Here is a 13,634-nt window from a genome sequence, read left to right on the forward strand (position 1 = left end):
AATTAGCATCCCCCTGTAAACGCGGCTCCGTTGGCGAAGAGCTCATCAAGACTCCGCTCGCTTCCATCACTGCGGACTTTCCAGACGCCGGATTCCCAAACCATCGTGAACGTGGAGGCAATGTTCTGATCAGTTGGTTTGCCGTTTTGAACTTCGGCACCTCCGACGGTGACCCGCACCATATCCGGAGTTGCCTCCTCGACGATGTACCGCCCGCTAGAGAAGTTCAACGAGCCGGAGTTGACGCCAGGTAGGGCCTTGGCTGAGGCCATGTTGGCTGCCAAATTTGAAATCGTGCCCGTGGCGCCCTTCGCTAGGATTGCGGCCGCAACAGTGGACCCGTCCTGAGCGCTAGGCCGTGGATACTGTGCTATCCAGCGGAGGACGGCGGCGGCAAAGCCGACTGCACCGGCTTGGCTGTGCGGGGCGTCTTTCTGGGCTTGCAAAAGTCCTGCAGCGTCGTTCGATGCGCCGGCCATGCAGCCGTTGGGTACGGCTGCAGCCGTAGCAGCCGGTTCATTCGTGTTGGGGACGGGTTGGCCGGTTCGCGGGTTTCCCTGATACCAGGCGCTCACGCCGCCAACCAGCGCGAGCACCACGACGAGGCCGGTCACGATCCACGCCCAGCGTGGGAGCCCGCGGCGGCCGCTGTCGGCGGAGCTCCGGCGCACCATTAACCGGCCACCGCGAGGATCGCCCCGGCGATGACGCCAAACCCGGCCAGGCAGCCCAGACCGATACCCGCCCCCACGGCCTTCTTCTTGCCCTCTGCGTGTGCATGCGGGTTGTTCGAGTCGGCTTTTGCCATTGCGGTCAAACCGATGATCAGGTAGACGCCCGCCACGATGATCGCGATGCCCCAGGCCGCAGCGAAAAGTTTCTGCCACCACTCGGTGAACCTTCCCCCAAGGAAGTGAAGTCGGGGATGCCGGGAAAGGGGTTAGCAATCATTGGCACAGGGCCGGCCTGCGCGACGGTGGAAGGGTCAAGGTTCGTTGAGAGCTCTACGAGGGCGGAAAGAATGGCGCTCATCGGTTCTGGTCCTTTGCGAAGACGTTCTGGTTGGTTTGGGCGACGACACCGGCGGCGATGGCTGTCAGTGCCTGACGGGTGGCCGGGGCCAGCTTGTTCAGCGTGAGCGCCCCGCGTTCGGCCACGTGCGCGTCATAGGGAACGGCGTAGATGTGATCCTCAGCGATGCCCTTGTCCATGAACTGCTTCTTGAGCTTCGAGGGTTTGAACTCCGGGCGGCCGTCGGACATCATCACCACGATGGCCGTCCGTGCCAGCCGTGCCGCTTCAGGGCCCTGGTGCTCCAGGAACTCCAGCAGCTCCAGTGCCTCTGAGACGGCGTCCTGGGCGAGCATCGTCGGGATCACCAGAACGTCGGCAACGTCCACAGCGGCCCCGAACGGCCCCGAGCTGTACTGGTTGCCAGTGTCCATCACGCGGATCGTGAAGTGTTCGTCCACGATCGAGGCCACATCCAGCACGTTTTGCCGCGTCAAGGGCGGGCGCCACTGGGGCGTGGAACCAATCACCGAGGCAAAGCTCGTCTGCGTCACCGTGTACCCGCGCAACTGGGACTGCGTACGGACATTGGAGATGTTCGCGACCAGCTCCCCCATGCCCAGCTGGGGGTCTCCCTCAGCTCGGTATGCCAGTTGACCTTTGTCGTCGGAGGTTTCCAGGATGGCCACCGACCCGCCACGGATCGCGGCAAGGACTCCGCCCAGCAGGATCGAGAGCGGCGTCTTCCCGGCGGTGCCCTTCTTGTTGGCCACCAGCAGGCCCACGGCACGAGTCCAGCTCGACTGCCGGATCAAAGCCTCAAAACGGCCTTGGTCCACGACCAAGAGGCGTGCAGCCGTTTCAGTCTGGGAGGGCGCGAGCTTCAGCAGCCCACCCGATGCGCGGTTCAGGAAACCCCGAAACCCTTCCTTGGCCGGGACAGCCGGCTCCTCCTCGTCATCTGCTTCAGCGTCCGCTTCCCTAGCCGGCACCTTTACAGGCGCGCCAACGTTAGTGCCCTTCTTTTCTTCCCGGGCCGCCCGGACGTCCTCGGCGTCAACCGGTTCAACGAAGGGATCCGCGGGCCCTTCAAGAGCCTCACGGGTGACCGGATCGGGCTCAGGCCGTTCCTCTGTTTCTACATACATGCCCGAACGCCGTGCGCCCGGAAAATTCACCTCAGTCATGGAAAGGTCCCACCTTCCTAGATTCCCCACGCAGGACCCAAACGAGCCCCGCAACTTACAAACACCTCTCCTCCAGCGGTACCAAGAGGCACCGACAGAACTCCATCGACTGGACCAAGGGGCGATTCTCCCGGTTTTGACAAGCATTTGCATGTCAAGTCACAAATTCGTGGCGGTATTCACATATCAGTGACCGAATGAGTCAATGGAAATCGCCTTAAGGATAGCGCATACTTTAACTATGCACTATGGTTTAGGCATGATCACCATCCAGAAGTTGGGGCATGATAGGACCCATGCCCCGCTACGTCCGACCCAGTGTGCCCGCCTCTCTGGAGGCAGCCATTGACGCGTTCGGAGGTAATCACGCAAAGATTGCTGTCCTCGGGTTCCTTGCGGAGCATGGGCCGGCGACATCCGCTGAAGTCGCGGAAGGGACTGGCCTGGGCCGGCCGACGGTTAAGGCGCACCTCTATCAACTGGCAGATGCCGGAGCGGTCACCGCTGACCCACCAGTGGGCCTTCCGGTTGAAGACAGGGTCGGTAAGAGAGTCAGGTATTCGGTGGTACACGAAGAGCTCGCCAAGCACTATAAAGAGCTTGGACGTGCCCTGAAACTCGTGGACTAACTCACCGCCAACTGGAAGCGCATGCTTAAACTGCGCACCGTTGGGCGTGTCACTCCCAAGCTCACACACACATACATAGTTAAGTGGGTCTCATGGCAGCTCGCAGACTTCCCAAAGGTACACGGGTCAATCCCGTCCGTCTTGGCTGGGCAATCGAAGAACCGCGCAAGGACGTAATCGACGATTTGGCAAAGCGGGCTGGCGTATCCAGCGCGGTCGTGCTGGAAGCCATCATCGACCACATCCAGCCGGACATTCCTACCGTCGGACTGCCCTCCTGGATGCTCAAGAACCAAGGAGCGCTGCCCATACCGCAAGCATCTTAAAGGAAGAAGGCCCGCACTAGGCGGGCCTTCCAAAGTATGTAGTTCAGATCCAGTTCTTGGCGGGACGCGATCTGAACTTTTCAAACACCCACCCAGTGGGTGGATTTTTCGTACCCTCCGGAGAGGACTAACTGCTGTCTATGGTACAGCCCTACACATCCGCGTCAACAAAGGCGCGGCCGCGTTTTTCATGTCAATCCACGCCCAAGCAGGCGTGGAAACTGGCTCCGCTGATCGCCGGTCAGCCCCTGTATCGGGTTGGCCGCTGGCGTGGCCAGCGGTTTGGGTATCCGAGGCCAGATATTCCCCCGCGAATTACGGACGCTCTGCCGGACACGCCCGCAGCGGTCATGGTCCACGGCCCCGATGGTTCCGTGGCGACCCTGTGCCTTGACCTGGATACCTCCAAGGCCGCCAAGCACGTAGTTGACTCCGACGCCGCTGGCTTGGGAAGCCTATTGGCCGAATGCGGCCTGCGATTCGTTCAAGACTTCTCCCCCAGCGGCGGTGTTCACCTGTACGTACCGCTAAAGCAGCGCATGGATGGGGCAACTGCGCGGGAACTAGTTGAAGCCATGACCCTTCGGGCTCCCAGCCTCGACCCAGGGCCCCATCAAAACCTCGGTGACGGCTGCATCCGTGTCCCCGGCTCCCCGCACAAGTCCGGCGGCCACCAAGTCCTGGTAACCCCATTGTCGACCGCATACGAGATCCTGCGGCACCGGAACCCGGCCGCCGCCGTAGAGACGCTCCGCAGAAAACTCGCACCTGAACTGCGCCGGCGACAGGAACTCAAAGAACGGCTCCGCAGGGCTGCTGCACTCCCCAACCCGGCCCCGGCCGCTGCGCCCCTGCTGGCCGGAACTGAATCACCGCTGCGCAGGATTGCCCAGACCGGCCTGTTCGACGCGAACCGCTACCCCTCCCCTTCCGAAGCACGCCTTGCCGTCCTGAACCATTTCGTGGGCTCCGGCTGGACTCTGTCACAGGTCGAACACGAGCTCACCGGACAGTTCACAGGACTGGCCGCCCTCTACGGCACCCGCACCAAGCAGCACAGGCTCCTACCCAAAGAGTGGGAAAAAGCCACAGCCTACGTAAAAGAACGCGACCCCAGAAGACAAGGGGAACGACATGCACTTATTAACGACACAAGCCCTACTAAACCCACAGGGGGGGCACCCAAACCCAGCAATGCTGCGATCCACCAACTGGTAAACGATTTGGAAAATGTCCTCTACTCGGTCCTGGACCAACGCCTCAAAGACCGAGGGCGAGAAGGCCACAGCCTTCGCCTCCTGCTCCGTGCATTACTGAGCTACATGAGGGCCAAAAACACGAATGTCCTCGACGTAGGATGCCGCACTCTGGCTGTGGCAGTCGGTAAACACCACGCAACGGTGGCCCGGCTCCTGCCGATCCTCGCCGCCAACTCCGATGGCATTCTCACCAAAATGGAAGATGCCAGGCACAAAGCTGCGGACGTCTATGTGATCCAACTGCCCGAACACTTCCAACAGCTCGCACGCGAACTGACCTGGCGCAAAGGCAAAATCCATGGCATACGGCCCGTCTTTCGCACCCTCGGAGATCCCGCAGCACTTGCCTATGAGGTCATCGAACGCGGCCGGCACTCCCCCACCACAGCCGAAATCATCCGCGCCACAGGCATCAGCCGCAATGCCATAGACAACGCCTTGGCAGATATGGCAAGCCTCGGCATGATCCGCCGAGACGGCCGGCAATGGAAAATCAGCGCAACCACCAGCCTCACCCGCCTCGCCATTCGCCTCGGTGTCATGGACGACGTCCAAGCGCACATCAGCAGGAACCGTAAAGAACGCGCAGCATGGCACGCATGGCTCGACCGGCACCTAACGCCAGGAGCCATCGCCGAGGACGATATGTACGACGCCGAGAGGGACGAATATTGGCTGCCACCTACCGACGACGATTACCCATTGTGGGCGGCTGCGTAGGAAGGCTAGGGAAGCCGAGCCTCTTCGTTGTCGAATTAACGGGAACGTCATGGTCGCTGAAAGTTTGTCGAAGGTGCTTTGGACGTGTTCGGACCGGGTATTCCTTAGACATAGGCCTCTCGAATGAGCGAGTGATGCCGCGGAGGGCGGCCCGTGTACTGGGACGGCATACCGAAGGGGCAGAAAGCTGGGCTGGCTTTGCACTCCACTTTCTAATTGCGTCCTGCGAGCGATATCAAATTGATAGCGTGTTGCTAGTGATGTTAGGTAGAAGCCGTGACGAGGATGTCAGATGATGCAGTCCCCCAGGATGGTCTTGACTGGTGTCGATCCAATTTGGGTGTCTTCAGGAGAACGTTTCGAAACTCTCCTAGTTGGTAGCCGTCTATGGATTTGCAGATCCGGTAAGTCTCCCGGGCGGTTACCGTTAGGGCGCCCTATTGGTTTTCGGATGTTGACGCCAGCAATTGCGGAGGAGCTTCACTTGACTGCTGCCAGTCCCTGAAAGCATGGTGGCGTTATGATAGTAATTTGCTACTGGTTTGAAATTGGTTTCAAACCAGTAGCACTATGCTAGTGATTTGATATCTTTTGTCCTGACCGCAAGCGGAAAGACTTCGTGGCATCAGGTTGAAAAGTGCGTTGCGCAACCGCAAAGTTGGAACCGATAGCCACGGCTTGATATCGATTTGATAGCAGTTTGAAATTGAAACTGATATCAAACTAGTAGCGCATTGCTAGTAATCGGATACTTTCCATGACCGGCACCATAGAGCGGAAGCCTCGATCGAGTTGGGCTGAAAAGTACAAACTCTCTCCATTTGATATCAGTTTGATACTGATATCAAATGACTAGCCTTTGCTAGCTCTGGTCCGGGAAGCTTGCCAGCCAACCTGCAGTGATGACCGCAGGATTTGATACCAACTCACTAGCTCTTTGCAAGTGATATCAAACCAGTAGCGTGTCGCTAGCGCTTTAATATTGATAGCCCCCCTAGAGTGACAGTCATGATCATTGTTGTTGGAAGCGAAAAGGGCGGAGTCGGCAAGTCCACTGTCGTTACCAATGCCGCCGTAGAACTTGCGAAGCGTGGACTTCGCGTTGCCGTGGTGGACGGCGATCGGCAACGGTCTACGGCGCGATGGGCGGGGGACCGAGAAGAGGCAGGGCATCAGCCGCGCATCTTCGTTGTCGAGAAGCTCGGCAGCCTTCACGAAACCCTGCGAGAGCTTAACGACAGTTATGACGTGGTGTTGGTTGACGTGGCCGGCAAGGACAGCAAAGAAATGCGTACCGCCATGACGGCCGCACATCAATTACTCGTTCTTACTCAGTCCAGCCAGTTCGACTTGGACACCCTGGAAACGGTGGACCGGCTGATAGAAACGGCTAGGGATTTCAACCCGGACTTGCGTGTTCGCGGTGCACTTACCAGGGTGTCGACGAACGCCTTTGAGTCTGAGAGTGCGGATGCCCGTGAATACCTTTCCGACTTCCCGAGCATTGAGCCACTCAGGACTGTGTTGTACGAGCGGAAGGCATATCGCGACGTCGTGGGGGAGGGGCTCGGTGTTGTCGAGTGGAAGAATCCTAAGGCGGCCGGCGAGATTCGCGGGCTGGTAGCGGAGCTGATGGACTAGTGGCGATCAGAAAGCGCCCCGTGGACAGGGCACGGGAGGAAGCCATTGAGGCGTTTGGCAATGGCGCAGAGCCGTTGTTGGCCCCACCGGCGGTTAGTGTGGCGAAGGCGGCCTTGGCGCGTCCCAGCGTAACTCCGCAGCTAGGAGATGCCAGGGATAAGACCAATCCGCGGACGATGTTGCTACGGTTCGACGAAGATCGCGAACTGGTTGATCTGCTTGCCGAGGTGGCGAGCTTGGAAGGGCGAAAAAAGCACCCAATGGCCTTGAGGGCTTTGAGGATTGGGCTCGAGCGCGTGCGCGAAGGCTACCAGTGAAAATTGCTGGTCTGAGGTGAGGGCAGAACGAATCAGACTCGGATAATCCAGTTTGATAGCTATTTGATAGCAATTTGATATTAGGGTTTCCGGGAAACCTGGGCCGGCGGGAACTGCAGCAGGCTCGCGTGTGCCATCGGCCAGCTCATGACCATTGTCCTTGGCTGGGTGCGGACCCGGTTCCTGTGTTAGTCGTTGACGATGAAAGTGCCCAGCGCGGCGTCGAGCTCGGCCAGGGTCAGCTTCGGCGGCGAGGCGGCTACGCCTCGGACCAGATGGCCGGGCAGCCCCGGCAGGAACAGCACGTTCACGCTGCCAAAAAACCGTTCGATCTTGCCCCGACCGCGGGGCATCCCCGGAGTGGGGTGGACGAGCTGAATGTGCAGGTCGGCACAGACCTGTTCCAGATGGCGGCTGGTGAAGTCCGAGCCGTGGTCAGAGTACAAGATGCCGGGGATGCCGCAGGCGTGCCAGGTAGGGGCGGTCTTGCGCCGGATCGCCTGTCGGAACGCCAGCGCGGTCTGCAACGACGACGGCGCGGTCAAGTTCACAGCGTGGCGCCAGGCCTTCAAGGCCCCTGGCCCGGTAGGCCGAGAGCCATCGCCGCGCTGTCCGTAACGGCACACCGGCGGCGGCAGCCGCGCGGGCGACGGGCACGCCCTCATGCAAGTGCGGGGCCAATACTTCCCAGCGCGTCATGGCTCGGCGCCGCTTGGTCCTCGCTCAACTCCAGCCAACGTGCGCAGACCCGGCTTCCGCGCGATCGCGCCCATAATCCGAGCATGGGTCGTGGAGTGCCAAAAAGCGCCGCCAAATCCGTGGCATTCAAGATCGCGAACAACAGCTCCAGATCCGGGAAATCATCTTTTGTTTCGTCTTCCGTTTTTCGTATTCCGTTACATTACGTATTTCGTATCAAAACGAAATACGATAGTATGGCGGAATGATCGAGAATCTCGTCGAGGACCGTACATGCCGGTACCCCGGCTGCCAACGCCCCGCCATGCCGTCGGAGGGTGGTACCGGCCGACCTCCGGAGTACTGTGACGATCCCTCTCACAACCGGGCTGCGGCCTGGCGGGCACGGCAGAGGCTTAGCGAGACGGTGCACGCTGCTGACACCCGCCCTGTGGATGCTGCACGCCAGCGGGCCAGCGAGATTGCCGGGCAGGTGACCGGGATGATCGAGCACCTCGGACAGCAGCTGACGACGCTCGTCGACGAGCTGCGGACCGTCGGGGATCCGGAAGCCGCCGAGGCCCAGATCGAGTCGGTGGCAAGCGAGGCCGCCGAACAGGTCGCAGGCGCGAATGCGCGGGCCACCCGCGCAGAGCAGGCACAGCGCCGGGCCGAAGCCGACAAGGACGAGGCGGACGCCGCAGCCGAAGAATCAACACGGAAGAGCGAAGAGCTGGCCGAGGAGCTAGCCGTCATCCAAGCCGAACTGGAGGCCGCACGCCAAAGTGGGGAACAGCTTGCTTCGGAGCTCTCCCAGGTTCAGGCGGACGCCGCGGCCGACCGGGAGAAGGCCCAGGCTGTAGCCGCGGAACTGCGGGCCGACCTTGAGTCCGCACGAGGACAGGTGCGGCAGCTCCAGCAGGAACGTGATGCAGTGGCGAAACGGGCGGAGGCCGAGGAGCACGCCCGTGCCGAGGCAGAACGACGCGCCGGCGCAGCCGAAAGCCGCGCCCAGGCAGAGGCGGAGCGCGCCACCCGGGCCGAGGCCGCGCTGGAGGAAATCCAAGGCCAGCTCGCAACTGCCCGGGACAGCCTGGACCGGGCCCGTGAGGACGCTGCGGGCCTCCGCGGCAACGTGGCAACGCTGACAGCCGAGCGCGACGCCGCCCGAGCAAACGTGGAGCTCGAACGCTCCCACGGGGAGCAGCGCGTCAAGGACCTTCACGACACCTACGACCGACAAATCGACCAACTGCGCAATGAAATAGCTCAAGCCCGTGAAGCGCAGGCAAGGGAACGCAGACCTTCTCGTCCGCGATCAGCAGGAGAAGGACAAGGCGCGAACCCATAGCTGGCGCCCGACGAAAGATGCGAACAGAGGGGGTGGTGATGAGGCGAATGATGATCGGGCTGATCCTGGCACTCTCGGGCTGGGCTTGCGCGGCGATTTACCTGCTCCTGACCGGGCAGGCAATAGGGAAGGCGGTGACAGGAGCGAACGTGTCATTTCTGGGCGATGCCGCCGTTTCCTTTGCCACTGGATTAGTGAACTGGGCGGTTCTGATCTACCTCGGAAGCCTTTTCGGTATCAGGCGCCCACGGCTGCTGAGAAGGAAGAAAAATTGAGTCACGTTGAAACTGTGTATGTCGTGAGTGATCCGCAGCCCACCGTCGAGGATTCGGTCAGGCAGCTCGCCCAGCGCTTGGATAAGAACCTCAAAGACCTAGTGACCGTGTTCCATGAGGCCGGCGACCAGCTGTGGACGGCGGAGCCTGCGTCGCATACGGTCACTCCCGTGCCGTTCACGGAACGACGACCCATCGGGGTCATTGGTCATGAGAATGTCCAAGTCACACGCTATGTCGCGTCAGCCCTGGTCATGGTTTCGTTTCAGAGGCGAATCGACTGACGACTGTTCGCTTTGCTAGCACCGGTTCTGGGTCTCGGTAATCGGTGAGCGGCATTCACGCGCACGCGGTGGCCGCTGGACCTGCAGCGGAGAGCAACTCAGCTGAGAACGAGCCCCTGACGTCTCGAAACCCCAGAAACCGCGGCCGGTATCCTCCACAGAAAACGCCGGCGGTGTGTTGCCCCCTACGGGCGCTTCCTGGGCCTCGGTCTATGCGGGCTGCTGGTTCGGGCCGCCGAGCCAGTAGAGCGCGACGTCGACATCTCTCGCCAGCCAAGCGTGCCCGTTCCGATGTGCCAACAGCCGCAGTTCTTCTACCAACGCCATGTAGCGTCCGTACCTGCCGCGCGCCGGGGACAGAGTACAACCCAACGCCTCCAAGCCGGTCTGGGCACGTCGGTCGTACACCGCCATCCGGCTTGGCGCCGCTGCTAGAAGAAGGGCTGACGCGAAGGCGTCTCCTGTATCGAAGCCAGGCAACGGCGACAGCGCGCCCCTGCCGGCAGCAGCCGCGTCAGGCACGGACAGCGATCCCTCGTTCACGGCAGTCACTGCACCATTCGTCACCTCCCGCACTCTTCCTTCTGGCCAGGTCATCAGCTCGCTGACCCAGGGCGTATCCGCACGGAGTCGCTTCCAGAACAGCAAGGCGCCGATATCGGTCTTGCCAATGCTTCCTTCCGCGCGAATCCGCTCAGCGACTTCATTGAGCACCTCGTCGTAAGCCGGCGAGGTAGCCGCCATATAAGCAGCGTGGGCCGCGCGAAGCTTCTCCCAGACCTGCGAGTCATCCATAGCTCGGGGTGTTCCTTCCTGATCGTCCGTGGCTGGAAGCATGCCACACGCCGATCAAGACCTCCCGGTACGCCATGAGGTAGCTGCCGAAGCCACATTGCCCTAATGACCGGTCTGTTCCTGGCTACTGTTGTTGGCTGTCAAAGGGGGACGAAATGTCATCCGGGGCAAGCTCCGGGCGTGCCCTCAGCAGTCGCACCGAATGTCGAAAAGCGCGTCCGGACCAGGCCACGTCGGCTGAGACTTCCACGACCAGCGGCTCCACGAGAGTCAGGCGCAGCGGACCGCTGTTCCCCGTGAACCTGTCCAGGACCCTTTCGCTGATTTCCTCCGGCCATGGATGCCCCTCCTGTGGCGGGCTCAGATGCCTGGCCAGATCCCGGCCGATCCGGGCCGATAGGGGAGCGGAGCGGCCAACAATCCTCAATCGCCCTTGCATCGGAAGACCGACAACCACCGCCCTGGGCTGGGTGATCGGGCCAACGACGGCGCCGCAAACTACGTCAATAGAGGAACGATTCTTAACCTTCAACCAGATCCTTTGGGGGTCATAGGTCTGGCCGGCGCCCTTGACGATGAGGCCTTCCACTCCGGTGGCGGGCATCTCCTCGAACCAGGTTTCCGCCACGGTCCGGTCCCTTGTCACTGGAGAGAGCTGCAACGGCGGCGTCCACGCACGGGCCAGCTCCTCGAGCAGTGCCCGCCGTTCCATGAACGGCAGCGACCGGGTGTCGTGACCGGCCACGGCCAATACATCGAACGCCACGAAGGAAGCAGGTCGCTCCCGCACCAGCGCAGGCAGCGCCGCCCGGGCTGTCACCATGCGCTGCTGCAGCGCTTCGAAGTCCAGCCGGTCCCCGGACCAGAGGACCGCTTCACCATCGACAACGCAACCCGGCGGAACCTGGTCCGCGACGGCCTGTACGAGGTCCGGGAAGTACCTCCCGATGTTCTTGCCTTGCCTCGACCATGAGGACACCCCGTCCGGCTCAACCAGGCACGCCATCCTAAAGCCGTCCCATTTCATCTCATAGACACTCCCGCCGGGCAGGGCGTCGACACCCGGGATCGACTCCACAGCCTTCGCCAGAGCGAGCTCCACAGGAGGATGCAGGGCCAGCGGCACACCCTCAACCATCGTGGGCACAGCGTAGTCCCTACACGGAAGCTCACGGTAGCGGGGGGCGTCCCCGCCGCCAAGAAAAGCATGGGCCCAGGACGAATGGAATCGAGGGCAAGGACTCCCAGGGCAAGAATGTCACCAGAACGCTTCCACTGGCTTTTACCGAAGGCTCTATTCCGAGGACCAAGGATGCGGTGGCTATTCGCCGGCAGCTGACGGACTCACCAAAAGGGCGCCCAATTCACGGAAAAATTTGTAGTCAGAAAACCGCTAGAATACGTAGCAAAACCCCTGTTTTTTCAGTTTAATAAACGTTAGAATAGAGGTAGCAGTTCAGCTAGACGAACCTAACCAAAGTGATACGAAACCGAGGACTCAAAATGACTGCTTCAACCGATTACACCGTCTACACCAAGCCCCAGTGCTCCCAGTGCGATAAGACCAAGGAGTACTTCGACTCCAAGGGCATCACCTACACGGCCGTAGACATCACCGAAGTGCCCGCCGCGCTGGCCTACATCACCGAAGAGCTCGGCTACACCCAGGCGCCCGTCGTCGTGAACAACTCCGATGACCAGGACCACTGGGCCGGCCTCCGCAGGGACAAGCTCGTCCAGGCGCACATGAACCGGGTACGGGCATGAACACCCCCACGCCGGGCGACTTCACCATCAGCCCCCGTCAGTACACCGACGACGAGGCATGGTTTGGCCTCCATGCCAACCCTGCCGGCACCATCAATGTCCCCGTCACCGACCACTACCAGGTGCTCCCGGACCCCCGCGGCCCCATGGCACTACACCGAACCAGACACCATCCAGACAGCGCACCATTCCACAGGAAAGGCAGTCACCATGTCAGGCGAAACCACCATCACCATCATTGGAAACCTCACCAACGACCCCGAACTCCGCTTCACCCCATCAGGATCCGCCGTGGCCAACTTCACCGTCGCCTCAACCCCCAGGACCTTCGACCGGCAGGCCAACGAATGGAAGGACGGCGAAACCCTCTTCCTCCGGGCCTCCGTCTGGCGCGAAGCCGCCGAGAACGTCGCCGAATCCCTCACCAAGGGCACCCGCGTCATCGTCTCCGGCAGGCTCAAGTCCCGCTCCTACGAGACCAAGGAAGGCGAGAAGCGTACCGTGATCGAACTCGAAGTAGACGAAATCGGCCCCTCCCTCCGGTACGCCAACGCCAAAGTCAACCGCACCCAGCGCAGCAACCAGGCAGGACAGGGAACAGCCGCCGGCTTCGGCAGCCAGGGCGCGGGCAGCCAGCCCGGCCAGTCCTTCCCCCAGGACGACCCGTGGGCCACTCCTCAAACCAGCAGCGCCGGCGGCTGGGGCAACGGCACGGACTCCGAACCCCCGTTCTAAACAATTCCCTCAACGTCGGGGCCGGCCAATACGCTGGGCCCCGACATCTCCAAAACAGGACCCCACACCAGGCACCGCAGTCGCATCTTGACCGTACGACGGAAAACAGAGAAGGAAGCTATCGATGATCGCAATGAACGCAGGACCGCCAGACTTGGAAGGCATGGGAGACAGAATCCTGGCCCTCATGCCTATTTTCACGGTCGCGCTGCTCATCTTGTTGATGCTGGTCTGGCTTGTCGAGAAGTGGCTGGATGCACGTGACTTCCGGAAATACCTGGCGACCGCCAAATTGGTGCGCGAATTAACCGGTGGAAAGCTATCCGAAGTGGAGATCTACAAGCGGGCTTTCGCGATCCACTCGGAATCGAAACCGCCCAGTGAGTAAGAAGAAGTCCCTCTCTCCGTACTTCACGGAAACCGACGCAGAGCAGATCCGCGCGGCCGTCAAAGCCGTCGGTCACCTCGAGGGGTACGCGTCGATTACCGACCTCATCGAGGGAGCCACCTTGAGGGAACTAAAGCGGCTGCAGCGCAAGTACAACGGCGGCAAGAAATGGCCAGGCGTTCCCGCCGGGGAGCTCCGGCCAGGGCGCCGGAAACGCGACGAACTGCAGCACCGGAATGAGGACGGCTAAGCCATGACCTAGTGGCCGATG

The 13,634-nt window shown here is 61.2% G+C and carries 18 protein-coding genes and 1 pseudogene; 12 read left to right on the forward strand and 7 right to left on the reverse strand.

Annotated elements, in window-relative coordinates:
- Positions 1 to 2: 2 nt before the first annotated feature.
- The 3 genes and pseudogenes from ACHMXB_RS21360 to ACHMXB_RS21370 all read right to left on the reverse strand — a co-directional run bounded on the left by ACHMXB_RS21360 (position 3) and on the right by ACHMXB_RS21370 (position 2,198).
- Complete coding sequence (locus ACHMXB_RS21360) at positions 3 to 614, reverse strand: hypothetical protein (protein WP_395405576.1); 612 nt, start codon at positions 612 to 614, stop codon at positions 3 to 5.
- 59 nt (positions 615 to 673) lie between these two features.
- Positions 674 to 886: pseudogene (locus ACHMXB_RS21365) on the reverse strand (hypothetical protein); the annotation flags it as partial.
- Positions 887 to 1,028: 142 nt separating this feature from the next.
- Complete coding sequence (locus tag ACHMXB_RS21370) at positions 1,029 to 2,198, reverse strand: MinD/ParA family protein (RefSeq protein WP_395405577.1); 1,170 nt, start codon at positions 2,196 to 2,198, stop codon at positions 1,029 to 1,031.
- A gap of 296 nt (positions 2,199 to 2,494) precedes the next feature.
- Between ACHMXB_RS21370 and ACHMXB_RS21375 the strand changes: the two genes are divergently transcribed.
- From ACHMXB_RS21375 to ACHMXB_RS21395, 5 genes are all read left to right on the forward strand, one after another.
- Positions 2,495 to 2,827 (forward strand): ArsR/SmtB family transcription factor, encoded by a 333-nt coding sequence (locus tag ACHMXB_RS21375; protein WP_395405579.1) that lies wholly within the window; start codon positions 2,495 to 2,497, stop codon positions 2,825 to 2,827.
- 83 nt (positions 2,828 to 2,910) lie between these two features.
- Complete coding sequence (locus tag ACHMXB_RS21380) at positions 2,911 to 3,153, forward strand: hypothetical protein (protein WP_395405581.1); 243 nt, start codon at positions 2,911 to 2,913, stop codon at positions 3,151 to 3,153.
- Between the two features lie 140 nt (positions 3,154 to 3,293).
- A complete protein-coding gene (locus ACHMXB_RS21385) occupies positions 3,294 to 5,132 on the forward strand; it encodes a hypothetical protein (RefSeq protein WP_395405583.1) in 1,839 nt (612 codons plus the stop codon).
- A gap of 1,008 nt (positions 5,133 to 6,140) precedes the next feature.
- A complete protein-coding gene (locus tag ACHMXB_RS21390) occupies positions 6,141 to 6,773 on the forward strand; it encodes a division plane positioning ATPase MipZ (RefSeq protein ID WP_395405585.1) in 633 nt (210 codons plus the stop codon).
- Positions 6,774 to 6,793: 20 nt separating this feature from the next.
- Entirely contained in the window at positions 6,794 to 7,090 is a 297-nt protein-coding gene (locus ACHMXB_RS21395; protein ID WP_395405587.1) for a hypothetical protein, read from the forward strand.
- Between the two features lie 188 nt (positions 7,091 to 7,278).
- Here ACHMXB_RS21395 and ACHMXB_RS21400 read toward each other — a convergent pair whose 3' ends face one another.
- Together ACHMXB_RS21400 and ACHMXB_RS21405 are read right to left on the reverse strand one after the other, a co-directional pair.
- Positions 7,279 to 7,635, reverse strand: a complete 357-nt coding sequence (locus tag ACHMXB_RS21400; RefSeq protein WP_395405644.1) for a hypothetical protein — start codon at positions 7,633 to 7,635, stop codon at positions 7,279 to 7,281.
- Positions 7,526 to 7,789, reverse strand: a complete 264-nt coding sequence (locus ACHMXB_RS21405) for a helix-turn-helix domain-containing protein (protein ID WP_395405588.1) — start codon at positions 7,787 to 7,789, stop codon at positions 7,526 to 7,528. The genes ACHMXB_RS21400 and ACHMXB_RS21405 overlap by 110 nt, the downstream gene beginning before the upstream one ends.
- 430 nt (positions 7,790 to 8,219) lie before the next feature.
- On the opposite strand from ACHMXB_RS21405, the gene ACHMXB_RS21410 reads away from it, so the two are divergent.
- Genes ACHMXB_RS21410 through ACHMXB_RS21420 form a run of 3 tightly spaced genes read left to right on the forward strand, consistent with a single transcriptional unit; the run spans position 8,220 to position 9,678 of the window.
- On the forward strand, positions 8,220 to 9,119 hold the full coding sequence (locus ACHMXB_RS21410) for a hypothetical protein (RefSeq protein WP_395405590.1): 900 nt from the start codon (positions 8,220 to 8,222) through the stop codon (positions 9,117 to 9,119).
- Positions 9,120 to 9,166: 47 nt separating this feature from the next.
- Complete coding sequence (locus tag ACHMXB_RS21415; RefSeq protein ID WP_395405592.1) at positions 9,167 to 9,394, forward strand: hypothetical protein; 228 nt, start codon at positions 9,167 to 9,169, stop codon at positions 9,392 to 9,394.
- On the forward strand, positions 9,391 to 9,678 hold the full coding sequence (locus tag ACHMXB_RS21420; RefSeq protein WP_395405594.1) for a hypothetical protein: 288 nt from the start codon (positions 9,391 to 9,393) through the stop codon (positions 9,676 to 9,678). The genes ACHMXB_RS21415 and ACHMXB_RS21420 overlap by 4 nt, the downstream gene beginning before the upstream one ends.
- A gap of 210 nt (positions 9,679 to 9,888) precedes the next feature.
- Here ACHMXB_RS21420 and ACHMXB_RS21425 read toward each other — a convergent pair whose 3' ends face one another.
- A complete protein-coding gene (locus ACHMXB_RS21425) occupies positions 9,889 to 10,473 on the reverse strand; it encodes a hypothetical protein (protein WP_395405596.1) in 585 nt (194 codons plus the stop codon).
- Positions 10,474 to 10,597: 124 nt separating this feature from the next.
- Positions 10,598 to 11,611 carry an ATP-dependent DNA ligase gene (locus ACHMXB_RS21430; RefSeq protein ID WP_395405628.1) on the reverse strand — a complete coding sequence of 338 codons (1,014 nt, stop codon included), beginning with the start codon at positions 11,609 to 11,611 and terminating at the stop codon, positions 10,598 to 10,600.
- A 365-nt stretch (positions 11,612 to 11,976) separates the two neighbouring features.
- Between ACHMXB_RS21430 and ACHMXB_RS21435 the strand changes: the two genes are divergently transcribed.
- From ACHMXB_RS21435 to ACHMXB_RS21450, 4 genes are all read left to right on the forward strand, one after another.
- Positions 11,977 to 12,240, forward strand: a complete 264-nt coding sequence (locus ACHMXB_RS21435; protein ID WP_395405598.1) for a glutaredoxin family protein — start codon at positions 11,977 to 11,979, stop codon at positions 12,238 to 12,240.
- A gap of 210 nt (positions 12,241 to 12,450) precedes the next feature.
- Entirely contained in the window at positions 12,451 to 12,975 is a 525-nt protein-coding gene (locus ACHMXB_RS21440) for a single-stranded DNA-binding protein (RefSeq protein WP_395405600.1), read from the forward strand.
- A gap of 124 nt (positions 12,976 to 13,099) precedes the next feature.
- Positions 13,100 to 13,363, forward strand: coding sequence for a hypothetical protein (locus ACHMXB_RS21445; RefSeq protein ID WP_395405602.1), 264 nt, complete (start codon positions 13,100 to 13,102; stop codon positions 13,361 to 13,363).
- On the forward strand, positions 13,356 to 13,613 hold the full coding sequence (locus ACHMXB_RS21450; protein ID WP_395405604.1) for a hypothetical protein: 258 nt from the start codon (positions 13,356 to 13,358) through the stop codon (positions 13,611 to 13,613). Before ACHMXB_RS21445 ends, ACHMXB_RS21450 begins: the two co-directional genes overlap by 8 nt.
- Positions 13,614 to 13,634: the final 21 nt, after the last annotated feature.

The sequence above is a fragment of the Arthrobacter sp. UC242_113 genome (assembly GCF_044054585.1).
Classification (GTDB): domain Bacteria; phylum Actinomycetota; class Actinomycetes; order Actinomycetales; family Micrococcaceae; genus Arthrobacter.

Bases quoted from the DNA above. Each gene is read 5' to 3' on its own strand.
- ACHMXB_RS21370 (WP_395405577.1), bottom strand. From the start codon at position 2,198: ATGACTGAGGTGAATTTTCCGGGCGCACGGCGTTCGGGCATGTATGTA.
- ACHMXB_RS21375 (WP_395405579.1), top strand. From the start codon at position 2,495: ATGCCCCGCTACGTCCGACCCAGTGTGCCCGCCTCTCTGGAGGCAGCC.
- ACHMXB_RS21385 (WP_395405583.1), top strand. From the start codon at position 3,294: ATGGTACAGCCCTACACATCCGCGTCAACAAAGGCGCGGCCGCGTTTT.
- ACHMXB_RS21390 (WP_395405585.1), top strand. From the start codon at position 6,141: ATGATCATTGTTGTTGGAAGCGAAAAGGGCGGAGTCGGCAAGTCCACT.
- ACHMXB_RS21405 (WP_395405588.1), bottom strand. From the start codon at position 7,789: ATGACGCGCTGGGAAGTATTGGCCCCGCACTTGCATGAGGGCGTGCCC.
- ACHMXB_RS21415 (WP_395405592.1), top strand. From the start codon at position 9,167: ATGATGATCGGGCTGATCCTGGCACTCTCGGGCTGGGCTTGCGCGGCG.
- ACHMXB_RS21425 (WP_395405596.1), bottom strand. From the start codon at position 10,473: ATGGATGACTCGCAGGTCTGGGAGAAGCTTCGCGCGGCCCACGCTGCT.
- ACHMXB_RS21430 (WP_395405628.1), bottom strand. From the start codon at position 11,611: ATGGTTGAGGGTGTGCCGCTGGCCCTGCATCCTCCTGTGGAGCTCGCT.
- ACHMXB_RS21435 (WP_395405598.1), top strand. From the start codon at position 11,977: ATGACTGCTTCAACCGATTACACCGTCTACACCAAGCCCCAGTGCTCC.
- ACHMXB_RS21440 (WP_395405600.1), top strand. From the start codon at position 12,451: ATGTCAGGCGAAACCACCATCACCATCATTGGAAACCTCACCAACGAC.
- ACHMXB_RS21445 (WP_395405602.1), top strand. From the start codon at position 13,100: ATGATCGCAATGAACGCAGGACCGCCAGACTTGGAAGGCATGGGAGAC.